Genomic DNA, 22,825 nt, shown 5'->3' with positions numbered 1-22,825 from the left:
CTATGCTTCCTTGGGTTCGAGGGTTTTGGTGGTGCGTCGGGTGACGGCGATGCCGCTAAGGGCGATCAGGACGGTGGCCGTGAACGTCAGCAGCAGTTGGGTGCGGGTTCCGGCGTCGAGCATGGCCACGATAATGATCAGGGCCAGCAGTCCCACAGCGGTGTAGGACAGGTACGGGAACAGTGGCATCCGGTAGGTCGTGGGAGCGGTGGAAGGCGTTGTCGCACGGTCCCTGCGGCGGCGAAGTGTGATTTGGGAGGCTGCGATGGCGGCCCAGATGATGATGATGGTTGAACCCACGATGGACAGGAGGGTTTCCAGAACCTTGCCCGGGAAGATGGCTTCGAGCATGGCTGCGATGAATCCGAAGGCGACGGTCCAGAGCACGGCGGCGCGGGGGACGCAGTTGGTACCGGTCTTCCGTAGGCGGGCTGGAGCGTGCCTCCGCTGGGAGAGGGAGTGCAGCATCCGGGAGGCGCCGTAGACGTTCGCGTTGAGCGCGCTGAGCAGTGCGAACACAGCTACCAGAGCCATCACGGTTCCGGCGGCCGGCATGCCTGCGACGTTCAGCAGTGCAGCAAACGGGCCTTCCGGCGCGTTGGCTGCCTCCGGGCTCAGGACCGCGACGATGATGAACACCGAGCCGACGTAAAAGACACAGATCCGCCACGCCACGGTGCGGATGGCCGTGGCGACGCTCTTTTCCGGGTTCTTGGTTTCCCCGGCGGCGATCGCGACGATTTCGGTGCCGCCGAAGGCGAAGATCACCATCAGCAGTCCGGCGCCAACCCCGGCAGCTCCCTTGGGAGCGAAATCGGTGAAGTTGGACAGGCCCGGGCTGGTCCCGTTCAGCACGCCCAGCAGCAGGAGCACCCCGACCAGGAGAAAGGCCAGGATAACGGCGACCTTAATGAATGCGAACCAGAACTCGAACTCGCCGTACTTGGACACCGCGAACATGTTCACCGCGGTCAGGGCGGCCATGAAGATGGCGGCGAGCAACCAGGTAGGCGGGATGGGTGTTCCTGCCGGGGCAGACTGCAGAACACCGGTCAGGATGGCCGCCGCGCCGACCGCTTCAGCGGCGACGACCACGGCCAGCTGGACCCAGTACAGCCAACCAACGGTGTAACCCGCCACGGGGCCGAACGCGTTCTCAGCATGCGTTGAAAACGCGCCGCCGGCAGGATTCGCGGCGGAGAGTTCACCGATCATCCACATGATCAAGATGACCAGGGCGCCGGCGACGATGTACGAGATCAGGATGGCTGGCCCGGCGGCAGCGACGCCTTTGCCGCTGCCAAGGAACAGCCCTGCACCGATGGCGCCGCCCAGGCCCATCATGGTCAGCTGACGTGGTTTGAGGCCCCGGACTGTTCCGGTTGACGCGGCGATCGCTTCCGGGGAGCCGGTGGTGATGGGATTCATGCGTCTTCTCCTAGATTTCTTGGGCAAGGGCTGAGGTGGTGGTGAAGTGATTGAAGGCGTCCCTGGCCGCGTGGATGGCCTGATCGTTTGCTTCGGGGGCGCCAACGCTGATCCTGATGCCGTCGCCGGGGTAGGCCCGGACGATGACGCCAGCGTGGGTGAATATGTCTTCGATTTCCCGGGTCGTGGCACCGATGCGCAGCCAGACGAAATTGGCCTCGGAGGGGCAGACGTCCCAGCCGATCTCGACGAGTCCGCGCTGTAGTTTGTCCCGTTCGGTGACCAGCGAGGAGATGCGGGCTTCAATTTCTTCCTCAGCTGCGAGGCTGGCCAGCGCGGCTTTCTGGGCGAGGGCGGAGACGCCGAACGGGATGGCCACTGCGCGGAGCGCGGCCGAGACGTAGTCAGGGGCGATGGCGTAGCCGATTCGCAGCCCGGCAAGTCCGTAGGCCTTGGAGAATGTGTGCAGGATGACGACGTTCGCGTAGGCCCGGAAGAAATCAATGCCTTGGGCCGCTGCCGGGTCAACGTTGAAATGCACGTAGGCTTCATCGATAACGACCAGGACATCCTTCGGCACTGCTGCCATAAAGTCATGCAGCTCATCAGCGGTGACAGAAGTGCCGGTCGGGTTATTGGGGGTGCAGACGAAGATGACCCGGGTGTGTTCATTGACGGCTGCTGCCATTGCCGGAAGGTCATGACGCTCGTCCTGGGTCAGGGGCACGTGGACTGCCTTCGCACCAGCCAGCGCGGTCAGGATTGGGTAAGCCTCGAAGGAGCGCCAGGCAAAGATGACCTCGTCGCCCTCGCCGGCGACGGCACGAATGATCTGCGAGGCGACCTCCACAGACCCGGCGCCAAAGCTGACCGAGGCGGGGGAAACACCCCAGCGCCGGGCCACCGCTTCGGTAATCGTCTCGCAGGCCATGTCCGGGTAGAGGTTGATGCCAGCCGCCGCCTCTGCGACCGATTCCCTTACCGAAGGCAGCGGCGGGTACGGGTTTTCATTCGAGGACAGCTTGTACTGAACAGTGCCGGCAACAGCTGCCGACTTCCCTGGCTTATAGGCAGGAAGGTCACGCAGGGCTGAGCGCAACGTCACTCGTTCCGCAGTCGATCCTTGGGGCAGAGCGTGTGTCATAGGGGTGATTTCCTTCGCTGAGCAATGTGGGGTGACTCACACATTCCCAGCTCGCAACACTCCTGACAACTGGTCAGGTAAAACCTATCTTTTATGTATAAATGTCCACCATGAAAGTTAGAATCTACTTACATTCTGTAAGCTCAACTGGTGAAAGGCATCTTGACCATGAAAATCGATGAGCTGGACGTGAAGATCGTGGAACTCTTCTCCGCGGACTCGGACATTGGGGTCCTGGCAGCATCCAGGCAACTCGCAGTAGCGCGGCCCACAGTCCAGGGCCGACTGGACAAACTGAAGAAGACAGGCGTCATCGAACAGATCGCCCCGACACTCAATCCTGCCAAGTTCGGATACCCGGTGATGGCCTTCGTCTCCGTCGAGATCTCCCAAAACGTCGGCCACGTGTCGGTAGGAGCGGCACTGGAAGTGATCCCCGAGATTGTCGAGATGTACACCGTCTCAGGGGATCAGGACGTCCTGATCAGAATCGTGGCCAAATCAAACGACGACCTCCAGCGCGTCCTTGACTCTATTTCCCGAACGGGAGCCGTCACCAGGACCCGCAGCGCCATTGTGCTGCAAACCCACTTCCAAAACCGCGTGCTGCCCCTCTTCAGCCAGGTCGGTAGCGACGACCAGTAGGTGGGAACCAACCTTCATCCGACAGCGGCTGCGCGGACCATCGGTAGTCGCGGAAACGATCTCAGACCAAGGCCTTCGACGGTGCTCGGCTTACTGCTCGGAGGACACTCTTGGAAGAGCGTTAGCGCGTCGGCCGTGGTGCATGCGTAGGATCGACGTGCGCGCAAGGTGGGAACCTTGTCGCACGGATTGCTCCGGGAGGTTTAGAAGGATAGTGACCTCCACGTCAGTACCAGCGCGGCGCTAAGACTGCTGGACCCCGCTCGGTTAGCTATCCGTTCGACGATCCAGAAATTCTTTGGCGAAGCGCAAGCCGTCGGGTTGTCAAGGCGGGTCGCGAGTTGCTGGATTAGCAGGCTTCGCTGGTTAAGTAGGCGGACATGACTGGAAACGCGACGTCTAGCCATCGCAGCAATCGAACGAATCACCCGCGGCAACTTCCGACTCCTCGAGCGACTCTTCCCCCAGATCACCCGCGTCCTGAAAATCAATTAACTCGAAACCATCACAGACGACGTCATAGAAGCAGCCGCCAGCGTCCTCGTGATAGGCAACTAACGACACTTACCGATCAAAAAACACCGCCATTTATCGGCAAACTCCACACCCTTGTCCCAACAAAGGGTCTCACGGAGGTATTCTCAACATTGTCCTTGAAATACCTTTAGCTAGACGGAGAAGTGATGGCACGGCTTGGATACGCCCGCGTTAACTTGGCTGACCAAAACACGGATCTGCAGATCCGGGAACTGGAAGCGGCTGGGTGTGAGCGGATCTATAAAGACCAGGGGATCAGCGGGACCAGGGTGAGTCGTCCAGAGTTGGACAGGATGCTGGATCGTCTCGGCCCAGGGGATGAAGTCGTGGTGTGGAAGCTGGACCGGCTGGGACGCAGCACCCGACACCTGCTCGAGCTCCTGGATGACTTCAAATCCCGCGGCATCAAGTTCCGTTCTCTGAGGGATGGCATCGCCACTGATCCGGCCAGTGAGGTTGGGGGAGCGATGGCCCAAGCGATGGTGACTATCATTTCTGCTTTCGCGCAGCTCGAGCGGGACCAGCTGTCGGAGCGCACAAAGGCCGGCATGGCCGTGGCCGCGGCGAACGGTCGAAAGGCAGGCCGGCGTGAGGTCACAACTGAGCATGAGAAGGTCGTGAGGGCGCATGAACTCAAAGCCCGAGGTCTCAAGCCTACGGATATCGGAAAGATCATTGGCGTCAGCCGGGCTACTGTCTACCGGTACCTGAGTATGGAATCCTGAGCCGCAGAAGCCCACATGAGATCATCCAAAGCAACATCCGGAACATGGAGTCCAACCTCATGACGACCCAAACGGTCTGGAGTTCAGTTCCCATTTATCTGCTACAGAAAGCAGCCCCTAAACGTGTCTTCCAGATTGAGCGAGAGCGACTACGAGGCTTTCGAACCGAACTTCAGGATTAGCGAGGACCCCGCATTCTCGAACTGGACAAGCCAGTTGGGGCGTCTGCCCTCCTCTGCACTTTCGATTCGGCTAGCCAGTGCAACAGCCCCGGACGGCCGCCGACTGAAAGACCTACAAATCGTCTGTTCTCCCATTTCTGTCCGCAGTGTGCGAGAAAATGCTTCCACAATCAACGATGAACGGGTCCTGATCGCCGAGATCGACGGGGTCCACGTCGGTTTCTGCATCTCAACCAAAGGCTCAAAGGCTTCGGACCCGATGTTCTTGCAAGTAGTTGCGGTCGCTCCAGGGGCGCAGCGACGAGGGGTAGGAATCGCGCTGATGACCGCAGCAGCTGCATATGAGCCTGAGAGGGACATTGTGCTTGCTACACAGGACGACAACCTTGCCGCCAGGGCGCTCAATGAAAAATACGCCAGGTCAATCGGCGCGAAAATCTATAGGGTCAGAATCAGCGCCTATAGGAATAAAGACTTGGGTATCCAGCGGGGGATGGGCTATCGGGCCTGGGCAATTCAACGTCCGACGCTCGACTCAGAAAGAACCTGCGCGGGTACTGAGGAAGGGAATCCTGGGCCGTGAACCGGATCACGCAGATTCCTCGTAGGAGCCGATGCCATCTATGCGGAGATGGGACCGGTCAAGGAGAAGCCCCGAGGCTATGTACCTTGGGGCTTCCTTCGACTCACCTTTTTCCTGCCAGTGACCTGGGCCTCTGTTACGAAGCCACAAGCCAACGGTGGCGGCGGTGTTTCTGTTCTCGTGGCGCCGGATCAGCTTCAGCGGAGAGTTCCTTCTCAACTTCTTCTCGGACCTCTTGGAGGGTGTGCTGCCATGCATTCAGGAAGTACGCTCTCTCGTCCTCGATGGTCACCTCATCCGGGCGGTACTCGAGTCGTTTCTCAGCCATCTTCCTCCTCTCGCCGGTTGGATGATAAGACTACTCTGCCACCCTGCTAAAGCAATGGCACCTTGTGACTCACCTCACTGTAGTAATTAAACGTTGGGCTCCCGCCTCTTGTTCCTTCGCAGCGCGTCGGAGATGGCAATGATTGTTCCGACGGTTTGGACCACAAACTGGTCGACCTTTGCGATGTCCCCCGGTTTCTGGCCATCGACGGTCACCAACCCAATTTTCTCTACCCCGTCGTAGGCCGAGGCTGAGGCGAACGTCGCGTAGCCGTGGTGGCGGTCCTTGTCGATACGGTCCTCGGGTTCGTTGGCAATGTTCTCCGACCAGTCGGTGAGCCTTTCCGTGACGACTCGCAGAGCACGCCTTCCTTCAACTGTTGAGGAATCAAAGTGCTCTCTCGTTTCCGTGCCTGTGCTTTCGTCCGCAACGAGACGAAGATCCTGGCCGGTACCTTCACAACGAAAAAAGGTTGCCCGAAGCCCTGTCTCTTCTGGATTTGTCACCCTCATTAGGAAGTGGAGGGCGCGAACCTTCAATTCGACCGCTGCGGACTCTCTTTCCCTGGAACCAGGTCGCGTTCTAGCCAGCCGTCCTAGTTTCCTCAACAGGGGATCCAGAAGGAGATTCAGCGTGTACTGTAAGTCTGCCCGAGCCCGCACATATGCGGTCTTAGCTTCACTCTCCAGTCTTGAGATCCGCCGATGGAGCTTGACCTTTTCGCCGATCGGAATCCCAAGCGCTACTAAAGCTCCGAGCGCGCCAACACCGAAAGCGATCCAGCGTTCGGATTCTTCCGTTCGGAAGTTACCCCAGAAAGGTCCGCCGACGGCAGCTATGGCCCCAATGCCGGCTAAAATCGTAGTCCCCCAAACGGAGAGCCACCTGCGGATTCGCTTGTCGCCTTTCACAAAGCCAAGAGTACACACAGGCGAACTTCCACCTCAGTTAGTCCCTTCCGCCTTTCCGAACGAGGTGGCGCACGAGAGAGCCCGTACCCCAGCCAGGGGTACAGGCTCTCTTCTGTTCAGGGCCGACTCGTAGCCCAGAATGAGGGTAACGGTCGGCAACGCCTCAAACTCTGTCAGGAGGTACGGATCGCTATGGCTTTAGAGCCTTCGGGAATCAGGGCTTCCGCCGCAGTCTTGGCGTCCTGATACGTTTCGCCTTCGGCCTCGACGTAGCCGACGTGGCCGTCGCCGGCCTCCAGGGTCAGGTAAATTTCACACCCATAATTTTAGGCCGCCACATCGACACGGAGCTGTTCCAGTGCCCTCAGTAGCGGCGCCGGGTCCCGTGCCTCGCGTAGGTCCACCGGGCGGTGGCCCACTGTCGCGGCGAAAGCCAAGGAGTTCACGGAAGGTCTCATATCCGAAGGCCGCAGATCAGGCATCCGCTTCGACTGGGATTCCCCAGGCAGCACCCCGTCGATTCAAGGGATGTTGGTGAGGGTGCCAGTTGAATCTGTACCCGGCCCCAATCAGTCGATCGCCTGCTTCCATCGCTTCTACACCAATGCCTACGTCCAAAGTCAACGGATCGGCAACGCCATCTCGACACACCTCCCAGCAAGAGTCGGACAGGATAGAACGAACCGCCGCGGCAGTACCAGCATCGGGCACAGTGATCCATGTCGAACGAGGCGACGAAGAAATCAGTAGGTTCATTATGCCCACCTTTCTACACGAGCAAGACAGCCGTTCTCAGGGTTTCGAATACACCGGAGTGTTCCAACACTCGTGTCCTTCATAACTGGGCATTTGGAATACAGTGTGCAGGACTACTTCCTGCCATTGCGGCATGGGCGGTTTCGGTGATCGGCGAACTCATCGTCCGTTAAGGTAGCAACTCGGGGTCCATGGCCTAGTGTGGCCCCGGCGGAAGAGGGCGTCAACACAGAACAGCGAGTGACAAGGGGTGACGCAGTGCACTACTGGTCGGCGTGGGTGGACTTCTTGGGTGAGTCGCTCTCGATCCAGAAGGTTGGTTGGATCATTCCCAGTGGGTAGTCCTGGATTACGGAGAGGTGTTCCGGGCTTTCTCTCATGAGTGTGACCCGGAGGACTCGGCGGCCGTTGTGATCGATGCCTTCCCCGATCGTCAGAAGCTCATCTGGGTTGAGGTTTCCAAGGGCTTGACCTGCGCGGATAAGGTTCTCATTTGTCCATGAGCTGTGGACCAGCACAAGCCATCCCTGACCGTAGTACGTCCCGAGAGCGTCTTCCACGGTTTCCGGTCGAGATCACCACCGCGTGATGAAGCTCAGTTGCCGGCACTTTTGAGAAGGAAACGATATCGCCGGATGCCCACAGCTGGGAGATAGCGCTGTCACGCTGCTGGGCCTCGGCAAGAGCACAGCTCCGTGGCGCAGCGGCGGCGGACCGCCACCACGCACCAAGCGCCTCTAAGACACCGGTGCCGCGGGTAACTGGGTAGACTCACACGCAGATTTCCTTTTGCTGAGGGAAAACAAGGAAGGCCGGCACCAGTTCAGATCTGGTGCCGGCCTTCCGCCCGTTAACCGCATCTGCAGAGCGCAACAGTCCAGGACCGAAAACAGTCCTGCCGGCAGATGGGGGACAAATCCGGCGGGACCTTGGCCCACCATAACAAGGGACTGGCCGGCAAGCCGCTCAGCAATACCCAAATGAGGGCCCTGGTTTCCGCTGCGCTTCAACCAGGGAAGAATCGGGCGTCCACTCCGCAAGCTCCGTGTCCGGCTTTTGGGCCTGGTCCCGACGTCGCAGAGCTCCGCCGTGCCCGGTCCTTTGTGTCTACGACGTTTTTGTGGCTGTCCTGGCGGATCATACAGTTCCGCTCCGGCTCAAGCTGCTGACCCTCCGTGAACTCCGGGCCCTGCGGTGCCGGGATATGAGCACAAAGGCAAGCGAGGCCGGCAGGGAGATTCCTTGCCGGCCTTCTGCATCTACGGTGGGCTACAACTGGCTCACCCTGATGGCCCAGATTCTTCTTGCGCTATTTCTTCGGAGCTGCGGGCGGGGACCCGGGCTTCATGCTTGCAGGCGGAACTGAGTAGCTGGCGGGTTTTTGCCCTTCCGCCAACTTAGTTGTCCGGCTACGGCCGGACGAGGCGGGGTTGCTAGATTTGTTGTCTGCCATGTCATGCTCCTTGTCGTCGTGTACTGCCCCCATTATCGCGGCCGGGATTCTCGTTAAGGAGTAAGGGTGCCCACCGAGCCCGTCGCCGCGTTGCTGTATGTATGCCTTTTGTTGCCGGGTATAGCGTTTATCTGGAGGTACGAAGGCCACGGTTCGGTGGTTAAACGTTCTGCTTTCCGAGAGACAGCCGCGGTCGTTATAGCCAGCGCTGCGTCTCTCGTGGCAGTGTTCATCCTTCATTACATTGCGGCCTTCTTCTTTGAACCAGCACGAAGTACACTGCGTCAGTTTTTCATCGAGCCAGGCGTGCTCTTTCGGCAGGACTCGCAGGTGTTTTTTGGCGTCACCCTCATAGACCTTGCCTTGGCAGTGTCGTTTGGCACCTTCTTCGGTAGTGAATCCGCATCCCGTTTTGTGAAGTGGTGCCGGGGCAAGTGGTTGAAAATGAGGAAGAAGACGCCAGAGACCATAGAGCGCGGCCAATCAGCTTGGAACACGGCATTCGAGATGATGCCGGGCCACAAAGTGATAGTAGGGGTACAGCTGAAAAGTGGCGCGTGGATTCAGGGTGCTTTGAAGTCATTCAGCAGGAACGGCGACGAAACACCGGACAGAGCCTTCACCCTTACTGGCGAGATCTGGTATCGGATGGCTGACGGTGAAAATGTTCATAGGCTTGAGCCGCACGGAACGGTTGTGATTCAAGCGCCGGAAGTGGACTATCTCACCGTGGGCTACGAGGAACCGGAAGAACCCGTGCCCGAACAGCCTGACCGGAAACGTTCGAAGAAGCCGTGGAGCAGATCAAGCGCGCGGCGTAGAGGAACGATTCCCAGGGTTTTACCGAACGAGCGGGCGCAGCGGCACACTCAGGGGTAGGACCACGGCTCTAGCATCGGGCGACAGACCCCGATGCTAGCGCTGAAACTCAGGTTGGCTGGAGGATTCGTCACTTCCCGCATCATCGTTCACCACGGCATGCGATCCATTGTCCTGGGCGGTGGGGGCTAGGATTCCAAAGTGAACAAGAAGAACAGGATCGTCGAAAACTCCCTTGCCGGCGCAATAGGCGGCCTAGTGGGCACACTCATAGGTGCTGCAGTCATTGCTTACTTCGTAGCAATCTGGACAGGGACAATTTCCGGCCCCCAGAATCCTGCCTTTTGGCGGGACGTAGCGCCGTTAGGTGTGGTCGTAGTCGTAATCGTTCTTCTGATCGTCCCGCAGACGCGAGGGTTGATGGTCAGAGGCCTGAATCTGGTGAAAAGGCTGGCTACCTGGATATCTGGCATCCGGTTCTACGACAAGCCGAGACAGGACGCTCTCGTGAGCAGGGGAAGGCAGGAAGCTCTGGAAGAGGTAGCTAAGCGAAATGCCACGCCCACCGCGTTCAACATTTGTTACCTGCCGGACTCTCCCCTAGACGGCGACTGGTTCTCCCTCACGGATTTCTCGGGCATTAGCGGCAAGGGGCCAATGAAAAAGATCTACATCAGCGCACCGGCGGATGAGATTCAAATATCGGAGAAGGATGGTCCGACCATCCCCGGCGCCAACCCCGACGAGCCTTACGATTTCAGCGGCCGCGTAACCGATAAGGGGCACCTATACGGCATCAACTTCAGGGTTCTTTCGAAAGACAAAGATGGATATCCTCGTTGCGATTTCTACCGGGTACCCCCCACCGGGCAGCCACTCAAAGGAGTCCCAAAAGGGTCCTTCGGAGATGTCTCGTACGGCGAACTGATCACCAGCATCAATATGGGCGACGGGTCGCGCAATGTCGCATGGGCCTCCACAGGACAAGTTATGGGAAGGCTTGTCCCAGACGGTAAAGCTTGGAAGGTTGAGGCTGGGCGGCAAGAGGGGCGATTAAGGCCGGAGTTCATGGTCGAAGACGAGCTGGGTCTGGCTCGGACTGAAGCCGATGGCGTTGAGCAACTACGGCGCTATGCCGAAGAAGACGTCGAAAAGGCATGATGGACTGCCGGTAGGCTTTAGGTTTCCGACAGATAGGACGGGACGCATTGGGGGGGAATGCACGGTTTTGGCCTCACGGACAGAGCACTGGCCTGGGCGCGGCAGGGTACGCCTACCTGAGACAGTCACGCCAACCAGGTGCACCAGTGAAACCGCGCACGGAAGAGGCCATCACTCAAGCAGCGCAGACCATCGTGAAGCCTGAAGGATCCCAGAAGGTCAAAGCAGCCTTGGAGCAGCTGCGCCAACAGCGCGCCGCCGAAGCGGCGAACCGACCAGAGACCTCTGCTCCGAGACAACAAAAAGACCACCGCTCCGGATATCAGAGATAACCAGGCCGATGGCCTTCGGTTCTCCCGATGAGGGGAGTATGTCTGGCGCGACAGTGACACACACGCTCGTCTGAGGTCAGTAGACCTCAGACGGGTACCTGTTCAAGGTCATCGCTCTCTGCCGTCGTTTCGAGTTCCGTCAGTACTGTGCGGCGCTTGGCACGAAGCATGAGCAGCTGCTCTTGGCCACGGTCGGTGAGCTTCCAGTATGTGTTGGTGTCACTGCCTGGACGTCGCTTGGTACCTTGTTCAATCAATCCCAAAGCATTCAAATGGACCTTAACGTCGTTGAAGCTGTCGGTGGTGACAGGTGCTGCGTAGATATTCCCAACCCGATCGTCCCCGCCCTCGCTGTCGCCTTCTTCCTCTGCTCTATCGAGCTCTTGGGAGTCTGTCTTGATCAGGTCTTTACGCGACAGCTTGAGGCACAGCGCGGATAGGCTCTTTCTCATTGGCCCCTCGGCGGCCTCGTCCATCAGTTCGGGTCCAAGGTGCTTGAGAACTTCATTCCACGTGGGTGAAACCACCCAGCTGGCCCTTGTCCGGTTCGAGTTGAAGGCCTTGCCGCTGTCGAGGGTGTCCTTCCAGTGAAATTCCACGATGCACTGAAGTTCAGCTACTTCCTCCCCCTGGACTAGTTCGGAAGGATCAAGGGCGTTGCCGCGGTGCTTATTGTCGGCCTCCAGTTCGGCAGTGAGCTCACGGACCCGTGCTCGCAGCTCTGCAAGTTCGGCTTTCACTTCGGGGGTCATTGCTTGACCAGCCCGAATCCAACCTTCGGCCGGATGTGTTTTCCGGATCTGCATGATCGCCAACGCAACCTGGCCGGGCAGATCACGGGGTTCATGCCAATACTTCACCATTTTCTGTTCGACTTTTGCCCTAAACGCATCCAGCTTCTTCCTAAGATCAGCATCTAGGTCGAGCTTTTCACCTGGAAGCTTTCCAGGGTCGCCGTGCAGAAAACCGAGTACCGGCTTCTTTGTCTTCACGGCGTAAGCGAACTCCATCTCCGTATACGAAAGCTGCTCCTGGGCATCAACGCTTCCGTAGCGTCCGCCGATGATGACCACGTAGTAGTCGCAGAGGTCGATAACCCGCTTGATGAGGTCGAACTTCTCGTCATCGGAGGCTGGGAATAACTCCATGCCAGCAGGGATGCAGTCTGCCTCGAGAAGTGTTTGAAGGACGGCGCGGCGCTCCTCCACCAAGTCCTTGAATGTGGAACTGATGAAAACCTGCTCACGCTTCTCTACACTCATAGGCACGATTGTATCCAGCGGAGCCTTGCAGGACGGTCTGCCGGTTTTGATCCGGGGGAGTCTCTCCTAAAGTGGCACCACAAAGAGCTCAAGAGCTCAGACTTCCACTATCCATATCAGCTGCGCTCAGCAGCGCGCAGCGAAGATAAAGATCCCCAGGAATACGCTCGTTCAGTGGGATTGGATTCCTATCTACAACCTGTCAGAATGAACAGCGCCAAGCGCCTGCGTTTTTTCAAGCTTCTCCTCCAGCCAGCTTCCGGCACCGCTGTCTTTGACATCCTTGGCCCGTTCGTGAAGAAACGGTACGCAGTGCTAGTTCTGCTGTTGATGATTCCTCGGGCGGGCGTCAACAGGGTCCAGCTACTGCGGGCCCAAGCGAAAGCGTCCTCTCTTAAGCGGCGACACGCAGAACTGAGCCTACGACTCGAAGATGCCAACCGGCGTGCTTCAAACATCCGCCCGATAGCAGAAGAGTAGGCAAATTCTGACCACTTCAGATCAGACTCTATTAGTGGTGCAGCTCGTACCGAAACAGCGCGAACAACCTCCCTCGGCAACGCTGGCTGCAGCGCCGCGTCCTAGGCTTGGCGTGACTCCGGGAACGGCACGTACGTGAGGAGTCGAGGAGCCTTACTGGATGCCCAGCCCACCCGCACTCGTTCGCCGGGGGAGTTCTTCCAGCTGAATGACAGGTCATCCAGGTCTTCCATTCGCGCCTCCACATGAAGAGCATCGCGATTGTCTATGCCCGCATGGACATGCCTAGCGTCTTCGCCTGTTTCGTTGGTAAGTAGCCAGAAGTGCTCCCCTGGCCGTCCTACTGGCTCGAGGACCCAGTCCCCGGAACTCTCAATCACCATTCTTGAATTATGCCAGCAGAAAACGCGGCCCGGTCGATGACCTGGTTCGTCATAGGCACCTCGCCCACTGCACCGTACCGAAAGTTGTCTCCGTAACGGAGATTTGTTGCACGACTTTTGGGACTACATACGGGACGGTTACGTTTCGCGGGATCTCGCGGATTTGGTTGTGCAGGGGAGTCTCCCAGTGGAGGTGTCCCACTTCTAAGGATGTGGGACAGGAAGCTGTGTAGCGTTTAGGGCACCTCGGATTCTGTTGATCAAAGCAACACCCAATCCAGGGAGTTCCTTCGATGTATCAACTGTTCGATTCGCCTACCGGTGTTAGGTTTCTTGCTCCTATCAAGGAAGGCAGGAGTTTCAGAGAGTCAGTACGGGTGGCCGGGATAGGTAAGGAGACCGGTTATCGGTGGTTGCGTGATGAGTACCTCCGATTCCGTAGCAAAGGCTTCGACCACGCAGCAGCCCAGATCGAACTTGGGTTCACCTCACGCAATGCCGAGAAATGGAATGAACGCTTCCTGAGAGGTGCTGGGCGCCATCACTTTCAAGTCGACGCAGCAGTTGAGGAAGCGTTCTGGGCCTCATATTCGGCTGGCGTGAGTGTAGGGGCTGCTGCCGCATCAGCAGGCGTGAAGCATTCGACCGGTTACCGGTGGGTCTATCGTCGTTTCGTTGTTTTGCGAAGCCGGCTTCCCTTGGCGGAGGTTGTAAATGCTTTATGGCTCTCACCGGGGACCTCCGTCAGGTGGGAGGCCCAGCGTCGGAAGGAGCTGGAAGCCGAGAAAGCACGCCTGCAGAAGGCCGAGTGGGACGCGATCCGCACTGCGCGGATCGTTGCAGAGCGCTTAACAGTTCCCTTGTTACCAGCGCAAAAGCGGCGCGCTTTACGGGAGACACGATATTGGGAATTGGTGGGCTCCGGTGCATCCAATGCTGCCGCCTGCAGGATGTTGGGCGTGAGCAGGGTTATCGGAACAAGGCTTCGGAACCGCAGGGCAGAACAACCACGAGCCAGCCTCAAACCTCCGTCGGGCAGATATTTGTGTCGGCGCGAAAGGCTTCACATGGCAGACCTGCTCCGCATGGGATGCTCTCTACGGCAAATCGGCAGGGAGTTAGGCAGGCACGCGTCGACCATCAAACGCGAGTTCGACCGGCACCGTGATCACCATGGGCGATACTTACCCCATGTAGCCGATCACAATGCGCGCAACCAGCGGCGTCGACCACGGAAGCGGAAGTTGCAAGCTAATACACGCCTGCACGTACTGGTCCAAGCAAAGCTAACCAGTCACTGGTCCCCGGAACAGATCTGCGGGTGGTTACCCCTGGAATTTCCCGGCGAACCAGCCCTGCGGCTCTGCCCGGAGACCATCTATCAAGCACTATTGTTCGGCGACCATGGCGGACTAAGAACGGACGGCAAGCCACGGCTGCGCACGGGGCGGAAGATCCGCAAACACCGGTGGAGAACCGGACCCGGGCACGGATCCGTCGTGCAGAACATGACCATGATCAGCGAACGACCAGCCGAGGTCGAGACCAAAGCGGAGGCCGGCCACTGGGAGGGTGATCTCATCGTGGGCGTCGGCTCAGCCTCGGCGATGGTTACCCTACGAGAACGCAAGACCCATTACGGAATCATCATCAACCTCCCAAACGGACACACCGCTGTGCAGACCAACCAAGCGATCATCGCGGCCTTCTCAACAATGCCCTCTCACCTGAAGCGGACATTGACTTGGGATCAGGGCGTGGAAATGGCCCGTCACCAGGAATTGTCGGCTGCTACTGGACTGCGGATCTACTTCGCCGAAAGATCCAGCCCTTGGCAGCGCGGAGCCAACGAAAACTTCAACGGCTTGGCCCGCCAATACTTTCCGAAAGGCACGGATCTCTCGGTGCACACAGACGAGCACGTCAAGAAAGTCTGCGACGAGCTCAACACCAGGCCGCGGAAGAGTCTGAACTACTTGAACCCAGCAACGGCCCTCCGGGCCGAGTACCGGATCAGCCCGGACTAGAGTGATGCCTATGGCGACATGGGACCAGGCTGACGAGCTGAATCATCCCCTCGACTTTCTTCTCATTCAGAATGGGTTCATCAGTCTGTTTGGCCAGCGGACGATACTAGACGAGGCAATCTCATGGCTAGGTCAGCGCAGTTACAAGGTGATCTACCTCGACGCCGCCTTGTGGCAATCTAGCCGTGACATGCATCGGGACATGGCTGAAGCACTGGACTTTCCCGAGTATTACGGGCGTAACCTCCATGCCCTTAACGACTGCCTAAATGACGTAGCAACACAGTCCTACGGCTGGACAGACGCAGATACAGGTTTAGTGATCGTGGTTGATGGCTACGACAAATTCGCCAAGAGAGATACAAGAACAGCCCATCTTCTCTTGGACATCTTTGCCAAGCAGGCCGCCTACGCGGCCCTATTCGGCAACCGAATGATGTGTCTCGTGCACAGCGACGATCGTCAGATCGAAGTCCCTCCGGTCGGGGGCACCTCAGTCACATGGAATCACAGGGAGTGATTCAGAAGCTCAGCAACCGACCCCTTCGGGAGCTCTGGGTTCGAAACGACGCTTCTAGCTGGTGCACTCCACCAAGAGCGTCGTTACACAGTTTCTTCATACGTCGCTAATGTCAATGAGGGACGGCAAGCTGCCCCAATTAGAAGTCAGTGTTGCGTCGACCACGCGAATCCGCCGCACCTTCACCGGACATTTTTTCGGGCGGGTCATACGGGAATCCAGTAGTCCTGAACCGCGGGGGCGTTTGGCGCAAGGTAGCGACGGCCGGTGAGGGACCGGCTTACGGGCGCGGTTGTAGTACGCCAGTTTCCCGAGGAGCGCAGTGTAGCTGGGCGGGATACACTTCCGGATGGAAAGCGGACGCTTCCGGCGTACGAGAGGGAGCGCGATTGGGCAACGAACTGCAGCCGCAGACCAACGAATCAGATGCCGGAGCGCTGCCCGATTTTCTAACATCGGAACTGCACGCTGTCCCTGATGGAGCGACGAGGTTTCGGCGTTACTGCCTGGGCTTCATCGATTTGATGTTAGGACTGTTCACGGCGTGGATAGCTGTCGTGAATACGCTTCAGATCAATGGGCAACTCCTGGACTATCAGGCCAGGGGAACACAGATACCTGCCGGATGGATCGCCAGCTTTGTCGCTGTGATCGTGGGATTCAGTATGTTGTCTATTGCGGGCCTCTTCATTGGAATCTGGAATCTACGCGGGCTAAGGACGATGAGCCCAGGACCGCTGGTTGCTGCCATTGTTTACTCTTTGATGTCCATCGCGATGATGGCGGTGTTCCTCAGCGAATATGGCGCCACGCTTAGCTTGGTCCTTGTGCATGCTCTTATTGTCTTCATGACGGTTAGGATCCTTCGTCACGAAGGCGTCAGGTCTCTCAAGGATGTTCGCCGGCGAATCGCTTGAACCGCAAGATACCCAACAGAAACACCGTGGGTTTAGCTCCGCTGTCCCGTTGCAGGATCCTCCACCGGGCGTCACGCCACCTCCGCCATGCTGCGACTAAGCTGCGTTTATGGACGTTGAGCTACACAATTCGTATCTGATGGCTCAAGGCCCCTATGAAAGTCCTAAGTCAGGACCAGCGAACTATCGATTGATATCTTCCCGGCAATCGAATCAGGTCGGACGTGACTAGCGGAAGGCGTGCCGTGGTGAGCAAAGACGAAGTCATTCGTAAGTTGCTCGTGTCGGGCCTGGCCGACTGGGTTTCATTGCATGGCGGCGTGTGGTGGGGCACAAGAGGCGCAATTAACTCCCTTACGAAACAGGTAGTTCTGGACGTCCTTCACTCCGTTTATTCGGAGGGGCTCATGGTGCCTGGAGAGCTTGGGGAGACGGGTTTTGAGGATTGGGCGCTGCCGTCAGAAATATGGGTGATTCGGTCAGAGCTGGCACTTGACGCTCTGGAATGGCGACCAATGGGTGAGGGCTTTTGGTTGCGGCTAACGCCGCTAGGTAAGGCCCTTGGGCACCAGCATGAGGCCGAAGGAGAGGACCTCTCAGACTAGAAGTGGTTCCTTAGATGACTTCGTCCTGCCAGCCAGGGGGTTTCGAGGGTCCGCTAAGGGATCCTTTATCGGACATGGTCGGCTATTCGGTATGTGCCTAGACAGCTCGGGGCGTGCCGCCGATAGTCTGGCTTTCATGGAAGTGTCACACCCTGAGCCCCGAGACACGGATTTAGTCGATCTTTTGAATGCTCGTGATGGCATCGGAACCTTGGTGGACGTACAGGACGGGGACACTTTCACGGTGTTCAACATCGCTTGGGGATACGACCTTGGCGATGAATTCGCGCATATAACAACTAACGCAAGCCCGTTCGTGGCCGGCCAGCCGATCGATTTCTTCTTTACCGACAAGGTCACCCAAATCCGAGACGCCTCGACGGGGAGAGTCCTCTACTCCCGGCCTTGAATAGGGCTCGTTCCGTCAAAATTCCCGCCGGCATGGCGGCCGGTGCAAAAAATCAGGGGACGGCGCCCGCTAAGGGATCGGCTTACGGACGCACGCCTAGCGCTCCCATGAGCGCAATCCTCGTCTTTCCATGCCTTGGCTAGAACTTCTCTTCCACGAAATATGCTGTCTTCGACGGGGTTACTGACCGTGTAACCGTTAACAGGGAAGAGATGATGGTCAACACCCACCTCCGGGTCGTTCAAAGATTCGATGAAGAGATTGAGCAGGGCAGGCCTTGGCCGCGCCCGCATTGCCGAACTTGCGGAGAAGGATATGTTTCATGGGAAAAGCCTGAAACGGCCCGGAACGAGCAATCCATGAAAGACATGGATTGCGAGGGGTGGGAGCCCGAATGGATCACCGGGACGATGCACGTGATCGGGCATTGCGATAACCGAGAATGCAAGCAGACGGTAATCGGAGTTGGGAAGTTCCGAGTCGACTACGCCACTTCGAGCTCAGGAAGCGAGTATCAAGGAATCCCCTATGCAGAGTTCTACAAAGTTGACTATTTCAACCCACCGCTGCCTCTACTCTCGCTGCCAGAAGCGGTGCCATGGAGTGTGCGCAATGCCATCGACCGGGCCGCCCCAATCATCTTCGTTGATCCTAGCTCTGCCGCGACAGTGCTTCGCGCCTCGATAGAGCTGTTCCTCACCAACTGGGGGATACCTGCATACGACGAGAACACCAGACGCATTAATCTTCACAAGCGTATTGAGCTCTGGAAGACAGAAACAGGGAACCATGAAGTGGGGGAACAGCTTCTCGCCATCAAGTGGATCGGGAACTCAGGATCTCACGAAGGGGAACCGCTCAGTGTCCGTGCCGTTGTCGACGGTTTGGAGTTTTTTGAAGCTGCATTCAATGAACTGATAGTGGCCCCGGAACTTAAAGAGCGCGTGCGGGCCGTGAATGAAGCCAAAGGCCAAATATACGCAAAGTGATCAGGAAGCCGGCCTCTCGCGGTATCCCTGGCGAGGTTTATTCTAGTGCGTCCTCCGAGGATGCTTGCTAGAGAATGGACCTTCGGAGGTTCACGGACACTCATTTCTGGCTAACCTTCAGCTGGCTCGGATGAGGAAGCCGACCCGGCGGTTGGTCCGTCCACCATGCAAATTCCAGTGCACTCAGATGGCCTGCGTCCACCCAGACGAGCAGCTCGCCTACGGGCTCTCCCGAAGCATCGATCACCTCAACCGAAACCGGCATGGGGCCGCCGGGGAAGGCAGAAGGCGCGAGGTCCGGAGTCGGTCGAAGACCGAGCATCGTGACTGGACCGCCTTCGACGACCGCAGTGTCCCAGTTCCAAGTGGGACGGATGCGCGTTTCGCCTGCACGGTAACGTTGTGTCTCATGCCGGGACCTGGGACCGGGCCAACTTCGAATTCCAACCGGGAGCATCTACATCGTGAAGCCACTGCGTGAACTGTCACTGTCGCAGGCCAGAATCAGTCGTGCCCAGGCCAATATCAAAGAGTTCGCCCAACTCCTCGATGCGTACCTCGGAAGCCGGCCATCCCGGATCCGAGTCGACATCGATGCACAAGGCCTCGGGGCAATTCGAATTGAACGCCGTGAACCCATCCCCGACCAACTTTCCATCCTGTTGGGTGAGGCACTTCAAAACCTGCGCGCCGGCTTGGATAACTGCCTATACGCTGTGGCGATCATCGACTCCGGGACGAACCCACCGCCAGGAGCTTCGCAACTTCAGTGGCCCATCGCGCTTTCACCCAAGGAATGGACCGCTAACAAGAAACGGCTACAGCATCTGTCTCCGCATCTCATCGAAGCCCTTCATCGAATTCAACCCTTCCAGGCGGAGAACCCCGGGTGGAATTGCCTTCGCATCCTGCACGATCTTGCGCGCATCGACCGGCACCGCGCCGCCCACGAACTCGCGATGAGGCCGGAGCAAGTCAACGGAACTTACGACAAAGACACCATTCGCGACCTCAAGATTAACGATGGTCCGCTCAACGACGATGGCATCGTGGTCACTTTCACCAGGCTTGGAGACGACGAGCTGACACCGAGGATGCTTGATCTGCAGTTCGAGTTCGATATCGATGTCCATGACATCGAAGCCGCCCCGCACCCCGTTACGGGCAAACCCTCACGACCATGGGGGTCGCTCGACAATCGTCTGAAGATGATCTGCATCGCGGTCGAAGACTACGCCGAGGGCTTGGTAGAACTAGCCCGAAACCCTGAACTGGCACGGACTGAGTCCGCTGGCTAGCGTTGATCCCGGCAGGCAAGCCGTTACGGTATGCCTGCCGGCCCAGGAGCCAGTGGTGGCGGCGGCACGGGACGGTGCCAAAATCCCCGTCTTTGACCGGTTCTGTGGGGCAGAATGGGCTCATGTGCGGCAGATACGTGATGTCCAAGGCAACAAGCGATCTTCTGAGCCACTTTGATGCCAAGGAAGTTGAAGGCAGCCCTCCGGGGCCGAGCTGGAACGTCGCCCCGACCCAGAACGTGGCGATAGTGGCCGAGCGCCTGGACGACGGAACCTTCGATCGGCGCCTCCTGATCGCCAAATGGGGGCTCGTGCCGTCGTGGGCGAAGGACGCCAAGATCGGCTCGAAGCTAATCAACGCGCGCAGCGAGAGCATTCTGGAGAAGCCGTCCTTCCGGTCGGCCGCGGTCAAGCGCAGAGCTATTGTTCCGGCCGAGGGCTACTACGAATGGCAGAAGACCGAGGACGGGAAGAAGATCCCGAACTATTTGTTCTCGGAGAAGGAACCGTTGCTGGGCTTTGCCGGCCTGTATGAGTTCTGGCCCGATCCTGAGCTCCCGGAGGACGATCCTGAACGGTGGCTGCTGACTTGCACAGTCCTGACCACAACGACCCAGGACGCTTTGGGACACGTGCACGATCGCTCTCCGGTCATCATTCCGCAGGACCGCTTTGCGGAATGGCTCGACCCGGACCTGACCGACAAAGCCGACGTCCAACACCTGCTGGATTCCTTGCCGGAACCGACCCTGACCCCGCGGATTGTCAGCACCCGCGTCAACAGTGTCCGGAACAACGGACCCGAGCTGATTGAACCCGCGGAGTGACGGACCCCGACCGCCAGAAAAATCTTTCAATTTTCCCGTCACGATTGCCACTCAGCGGGCACATATAAAGGGGCAGTGCATCCATTGGCCGTTAGGCTGGGCTCAAAATCAGTTTACGTCGGTAAGGAGCGGATCCAAATGGCCAAAGGCAACGACAACGACCGGTACGTAGTCCCCAACAGCGATCGCGGCGGCTGGGACGTCAAGAAGGAAGACGCCAAACGCGTCTCCGCCCATGAACCCACGAAGAAGGCCGCTGAGAAACGGGCCAAGGAAATCGTGGAGAACACCGGCCGGGGACACGGCGAAGTGCGGATCCAGAACAAGGACGGAAAGTTCAGCGACAGCGACTCGGGATCCAAGAACGAGTCACCAGCCAAGGACACCAAACACTAAACCCCGGCAGGCCCGAACCTTCCCCGGCATGCTCTGCTTTTTCCGTGGCTCTGGTTATTGTCAGAGGCCCCTGAGAGACTTCTGTCAGGGAACCCTGACAGGAAGGCATGACGCCATGGGCTGGATCTCGAACGACTACAAGCACGAGGGCTGGGTAGCGTCGGTTGCGCCGGACGGCAGGCTCTCGTCGACTTCGACCAGGGAGGGAATGCTGTTCCTTGGGATCACTGGGGACTATCCATCAGGAGGGGACTTCGCGCCCGACCAGGACCTCATTCCTGACGACAAGATCATGAACTGGCGCGGAGCCTGCGAATGCGGCTGGCGCGGAGAATTATGGCAACGAGTTCTCACACCTGCAGAAGCTGATTTTGAGGCGCGCAGGGAATACCTTGCACCAGGGGAAGCAGCCTTCGTCTCTAGCCTCGTGGAAGATGCTGTTCACGAGGAATGGCTTGCCCACATCGCCCCGTCTGAAGCGATCCTTGGTGTGGAGGCCGCTGCGAGGGAGCACCGCCAGGCCGGGCACCGCTTGGATAAGACCGTCGCGGCCGCGAAAGCAGCCGGCGCTTCCTGGACGGATATTGGCCGGGCGGCTGGGATCAGCCGCCAAGCCGCACACGAGCGCTGGGCCGATAAATAGCCCTGCCCTGCCGCTTCCGGAGTTAGGGTGTTCGGTCCCAGCCGGGCATGCGTTTGTTCAGCTCCTTGATCCGGGCCGGGTATTGGCCCTGCTTTGCGTGCATTCTTTGCCTTGCGACCCATGCCGCGAGGGCACGTTCGGCGGGGTCAGCGGCGTTACGGTGCGGGCGTCTGTCGTTGTCCTGCACCCACTCGATGAACTCAGCGGCCCTTTTTTGCCAGTGCCGTTCGACGTTGAGAGCGATCCCGTCCAGCCACCCGGGAACGCAGCATCGAGCGCCTGGACGGCTTCCTTGGCGAGCAGGCCACGCCTTTTTTGGTTCCGCAGGACGAGCAAAACTCTTGCCAGGCGTGCTGTTTCGCTGCTTTCTCCATCCGGGGCCGGCAGCGTGCCGTGTCGCTGGACGTAGGCGGCGATGAGCTGGGCTGACTCGATGTACGAGTGCCTGTCCTGATATGTAAAGGTCTCACGCCATTCAGGCAGCCGGTCATCGAGCTCGCGGACCCGGGCCGGGAACCGTTCCCGGCGCGCATCTTCACGCTGCCGGACCAGCCACCTGCCCAGGAACCGTTCCGAGGCGTCTTCGGCGGTTTGGCTCGGGAACCTGCCGTTCCCCTGTACCCATGAGATGAAGTCCTCCGCTGTACGTCGCCAGCGCTCGGTGGCTTGTTCGGACCGGTCCATCCAGTGCGGATGGGCCCTGTACAGGATCCGGGCTGCGTCTTCAGGGAGGGTCCCGCCGGCTTCGAGCCGGCGCAGCCTCTCGAGAGCTGACGCCAGGCGTTTGTGCTCCCCTGAAGCAGGAGTGTGCCGAGTGGGCAGGTACCCCTTGTCCTTGTAAAACGCCGCTATCAGCTGAGCTGACTCAACTGCCGTTCGTGTCTCTGAACTCATGCGGTGCGCTTGCTAGTCGGTGCGGATGGCAATGGTTTTGGAGCCTTCCGGGATCAGCGCTTCGGCGGCCGCTTTGGCCTTCTCATACGTCTCACCTTCGGCTTCGACGTGGCTGAGTTCGCCGTCGCCGGCCTCTACGGTCAGGGTCACTTTCACTCCCATATCCTAGGC

General features: G+C 58.7%; 23 protein-coding genes and 1 pseudogene. 15 read left to right on the top strand and 9 right to left on the bottom strand.

Annotated elements, in window-relative coordinates; genetic code table 11:
* Both J2Y68_RS16070 and hisC read right to left on the bottom strand, forming a co-directional pair.
* Positions 1 to 1,428 carry an amino acid permease gene (locus J2Y68_RS16070; RefSeq protein ID WP_309994806.1) on the bottom strand — a complete coding sequence of 476 codons (1,428 nt, stop codon included), beginning with the start codon at positions 1,426 to 1,428 and terminating at the stop codon, positions 1 to 3.
* A gap of 10 nt (positions 1,429 to 1,438) precedes the next feature.
* Positions 1,439 to 2,572 carry a histidinol-phosphate transaminase gene (gene hisC, locus J2Y68_RS16065; protein ID WP_309994805.1) on the bottom strand — a complete coding sequence of 378 codons (1,134 nt, stop codon included), beginning with the start codon at positions 2,570 to 2,572 and terminating at the stop codon, positions 1,439 to 1,441.
* 150 nt (positions 2,573 to 2,722) lie between these two features.
* On the opposite strand from hisC, the gene J2Y68_RS16060 reads away from it, so the two are divergent.
* From J2Y68_RS16060 to J2Y68_RS16045, 4 genes and pseudogenes are all read left to right on the top strand, one after another.
* The gene (locus J2Y68_RS16060) at positions 2,723 to 3,217 is read left to right on the top strand and encodes an Lrp/AsnC family transcriptional regulator (protein ID WP_309994804.1); all 495 of its coding nucleotides are present in this window, start codon (positions 2,723 to 2,725) and stop codon (positions 3,215 to 3,217) included.
* 402 nt (positions 3,218 to 3,619) lie between these two features.
* Positions 3,620 to 3,775: pseudogene (locus tag J2Y68_RS16055) on the top strand (AAA family ATPase); the annotation flags it as partial.
* Positions 3,776 to 3,900: 125 nt separating this feature from the next.
* On the top strand, positions 3,901 to 4,479 hold the full coding sequence (locus tag J2Y68_RS16050; protein ID WP_309994803.1) for a recombinase family protein: 579 nt from the start codon (positions 3,901 to 3,903) through the stop codon (positions 4,477 to 4,479).
* A 135-nt stretch (positions 4,480 to 4,614) separates the two neighbouring features.
* Positions 4,615 to 5,244, top strand: coding sequence for a GNAT family N-acetyltransferase (locus tag J2Y68_RS16045; protein ID WP_309994802.1), 630 nt, complete (start codon positions 4,615 to 4,617; stop codon positions 5,242 to 5,244).
* Positions 5,245 to 5,380: 136 nt separating this feature from the next.
* Here the strand turns inward: J2Y68_RS16045 and J2Y68_RS16040 are convergent, their stop codons facing one another.
* From J2Y68_RS16040 to J2Y68_RS16030, 3 genes are all read right to left on the bottom strand, one after another.
* The gene (locus tag J2Y68_RS16040; protein ID WP_309994801.1) at positions 5,381 to 5,572 is read right to left on the bottom strand and encodes a hypothetical protein; all 192 of its coding nucleotides are present in this window, start codon (positions 5,570 to 5,572) and stop codon (positions 5,381 to 5,383) included.
* Between the two features lie 86 nt (positions 5,573 to 5,658).
* Positions 5,659 to 6,483 carry a hypothetical protein gene (locus J2Y68_RS16035; protein WP_309994800.1) on the bottom strand — a complete coding sequence of 275 codons (825 nt, stop codon included), beginning with the start codon at positions 6,481 to 6,483 and terminating at the stop codon, positions 5,659 to 5,661.
* 1,019 nt (positions 6,484 to 7,502) lie between these two features.
* Positions 7,503 to 7,799: a hypothetical protein gene (locus tag J2Y68_RS16030; protein WP_309994799.1), complete on the bottom strand. Its 297-nt coding sequence runs from the start codon at positions 7,797 to 7,799 to the stop codon at positions 7,503 to 7,505.
* 959 nt (positions 7,800 to 8,758) lie between these two features.
* Between J2Y68_RS16030 and J2Y68_RS16025 the strand changes: the two genes are divergently transcribed.
* Both J2Y68_RS16025 and J2Y68_RS16020 read left to right on the top strand, forming a co-directional pair.
* Positions 8,759 to 9,571, top strand: coding sequence for a DUF6338 family protein (locus J2Y68_RS16025; RefSeq protein WP_309994798.1), 813 nt, complete (start codon positions 8,759 to 8,761; stop codon positions 9,569 to 9,571).
* A gap of 141 nt (positions 9,572 to 9,712) precedes the next feature.
* Positions 9,713 to 10,672: a hypothetical protein gene (locus J2Y68_RS16020; protein WP_309994797.1), complete on the top strand. Its 960-nt coding sequence runs from the start codon at positions 9,713 to 9,715 to the stop codon at positions 10,670 to 10,672.
* Positions 10,673 to 11,090: 418 nt separating this feature from the next.
* Here J2Y68_RS16020 and J2Y68_RS16015 read toward each other — a convergent pair whose 3' ends face one another.
* Both J2Y68_RS16015 and J2Y68_RS16010 read right to left on the bottom strand, forming a co-directional pair.
* Positions 11,091 to 12,266 carry a DUF4062 domain-containing protein gene (locus J2Y68_RS16015; RefSeq protein WP_309994796.1) on the bottom strand — a complete coding sequence of 392 codons (1,176 nt, stop codon included), beginning with the start codon at positions 12,264 to 12,266 and terminating at the stop codon, positions 11,091 to 11,093.
* A 581-nt stretch (positions 12,267 to 12,847) separates the two neighbouring features.
* Positions 12,848 to 12,979: a hypothetical protein gene (locus J2Y68_RS16010; RefSeq protein WP_309994795.1), complete on the bottom strand. Its 132-nt coding sequence runs from the start codon at positions 12,977 to 12,979 to the stop codon at positions 12,848 to 12,850.
* Between the two features lie 443 nt (positions 12,980 to 13,422).
* Between J2Y68_RS16010 and J2Y68_RS16005 the strand changes: the two genes are divergently transcribed.
* From J2Y68_RS16005 to J2Y68_RS15965, 9 genes are all read left to right on the top strand, one after another.
* Positions 13,423 to 15,156, top strand: coding sequence for an IS30 family transposase (locus J2Y68_RS16005; protein WP_309994794.1), 1,734 nt, complete (start codon positions 13,423 to 13,425; stop codon positions 15,154 to 15,156).
* Positions 15,157 to 15,166: 10 nt separating this feature from the next.
* A complete protein-coding gene (locus tag J2Y68_RS16000) occupies positions 15,167 to 15,676 on the top strand; it encodes a barstar family protein (RefSeq protein ID WP_309994793.1) in 510 nt (169 codons plus the stop codon).
* Between the two features lie 389 nt (positions 15,677 to 16,065).
* Positions 16,066 to 16,593 carry a hypothetical protein gene (locus tag J2Y68_RS15995; RefSeq protein WP_309994792.1) on the top strand — a complete coding sequence of 176 codons (528 nt, stop codon included), beginning with the start codon at positions 16,066 to 16,068 and terminating at the stop codon, positions 16,591 to 16,593.
* Between the two features lie 741 nt (positions 16,594 to 17,334).
* Positions 17,335 to 17,607 carry a hypothetical protein gene (locus J2Y68_RS15990; protein WP_309994791.1) on the top strand — a complete coding sequence of 91 codons (273 nt, stop codon included), beginning with the start codon at positions 17,335 to 17,337 and terminating at the stop codon, positions 17,605 to 17,607.
* Positions 17,608 to 17,819: 212 nt separating this feature from the next.
* Positions 17,820 to 18,596 carry a DUF4145 domain-containing protein gene (locus J2Y68_RS15985; protein ID WP_309994790.1) on the top strand — a complete coding sequence of 259 codons (777 nt, stop codon included), beginning with the start codon at positions 17,820 to 17,822 and terminating at the stop codon, positions 18,594 to 18,596.
* 464 nt (positions 18,597 to 19,060) lie between these two features.
* Positions 19,061 to 19,894 (top strand): hypothetical protein, encoded by an 834-nt coding sequence (locus tag J2Y68_RS15980; RefSeq protein WP_309994789.1) that lies wholly within the window; start codon positions 19,061 to 19,063, stop codon positions 19,892 to 19,894.
* A 122-nt stretch (positions 19,895 to 20,016) separates the two neighbouring features.
* A complete protein-coding gene (locus J2Y68_RS15975) occupies positions 20,017 to 20,721 on the top strand; it encodes an SOS response-associated peptidase (RefSeq protein ID WP_309994788.1) in 705 nt (234 codons plus the stop codon).
* Between the two features lie 138 nt (positions 20,722 to 20,859).
* Complete coding sequence (locus J2Y68_RS15970) at positions 20,860 to 21,117, top strand: DUF2188 domain-containing protein (protein ID WP_309994787.1); 258 nt, start codon at positions 20,860 to 20,862, stop codon at positions 21,115 to 21,117.
* Between the two features lie 115 nt (positions 21,118 to 21,232).
* Positions 21,233 to 21,760, top strand: coding sequence for a hypothetical protein (locus J2Y68_RS15965; RefSeq protein WP_172324910.1), 528 nt, complete (start codon positions 21,233 to 21,235; stop codon positions 21,758 to 21,760).
* A gap of 57 nt (positions 21,761 to 21,817) precedes the next feature.
* Here J2Y68_RS15965 and J2Y68_RS15960 read toward each other — a convergent pair whose 3' ends face one another.
* Together J2Y68_RS15960 and J2Y68_RS15955 are read right to left on the bottom strand one after the other, a co-directional pair.
* A complete protein-coding gene (locus J2Y68_RS15960; RefSeq protein ID WP_309994785.1) occupies positions 21,818 to 22,654 on the bottom strand; it encodes a helicase associated domain-containing protein in 837 nt (278 codons plus the stop codon).
* Between the two features lie 12 nt (positions 22,655 to 22,666).
* The gene (locus J2Y68_RS15955; RefSeq protein ID WP_309994783.1) at positions 22,667 to 22,810 is read right to left on the bottom strand and encodes a hypothetical protein; all 144 of its coding nucleotides are present in this window, start codon (positions 22,808 to 22,810) and stop codon (positions 22,667 to 22,669) included.
* Positions 22,811 to 22,825 lie beyond the last annotated feature (15 nt).

The sequence above is a fragment of the Paenarthrobacter nitroguajacolicus genome, assembly GCF_031455195.1.
In the GTDB taxonomy this organism is placed as follows: Bacteria; Actinomycetota; Actinomycetes; order Actinomycetales; family Micrococcaceae; genus Arthrobacter; species Arthrobacter nitroguajacolicus_D.
This window is presented reverse-complemented; position numbering and strand designations above follow the sequence as displayed.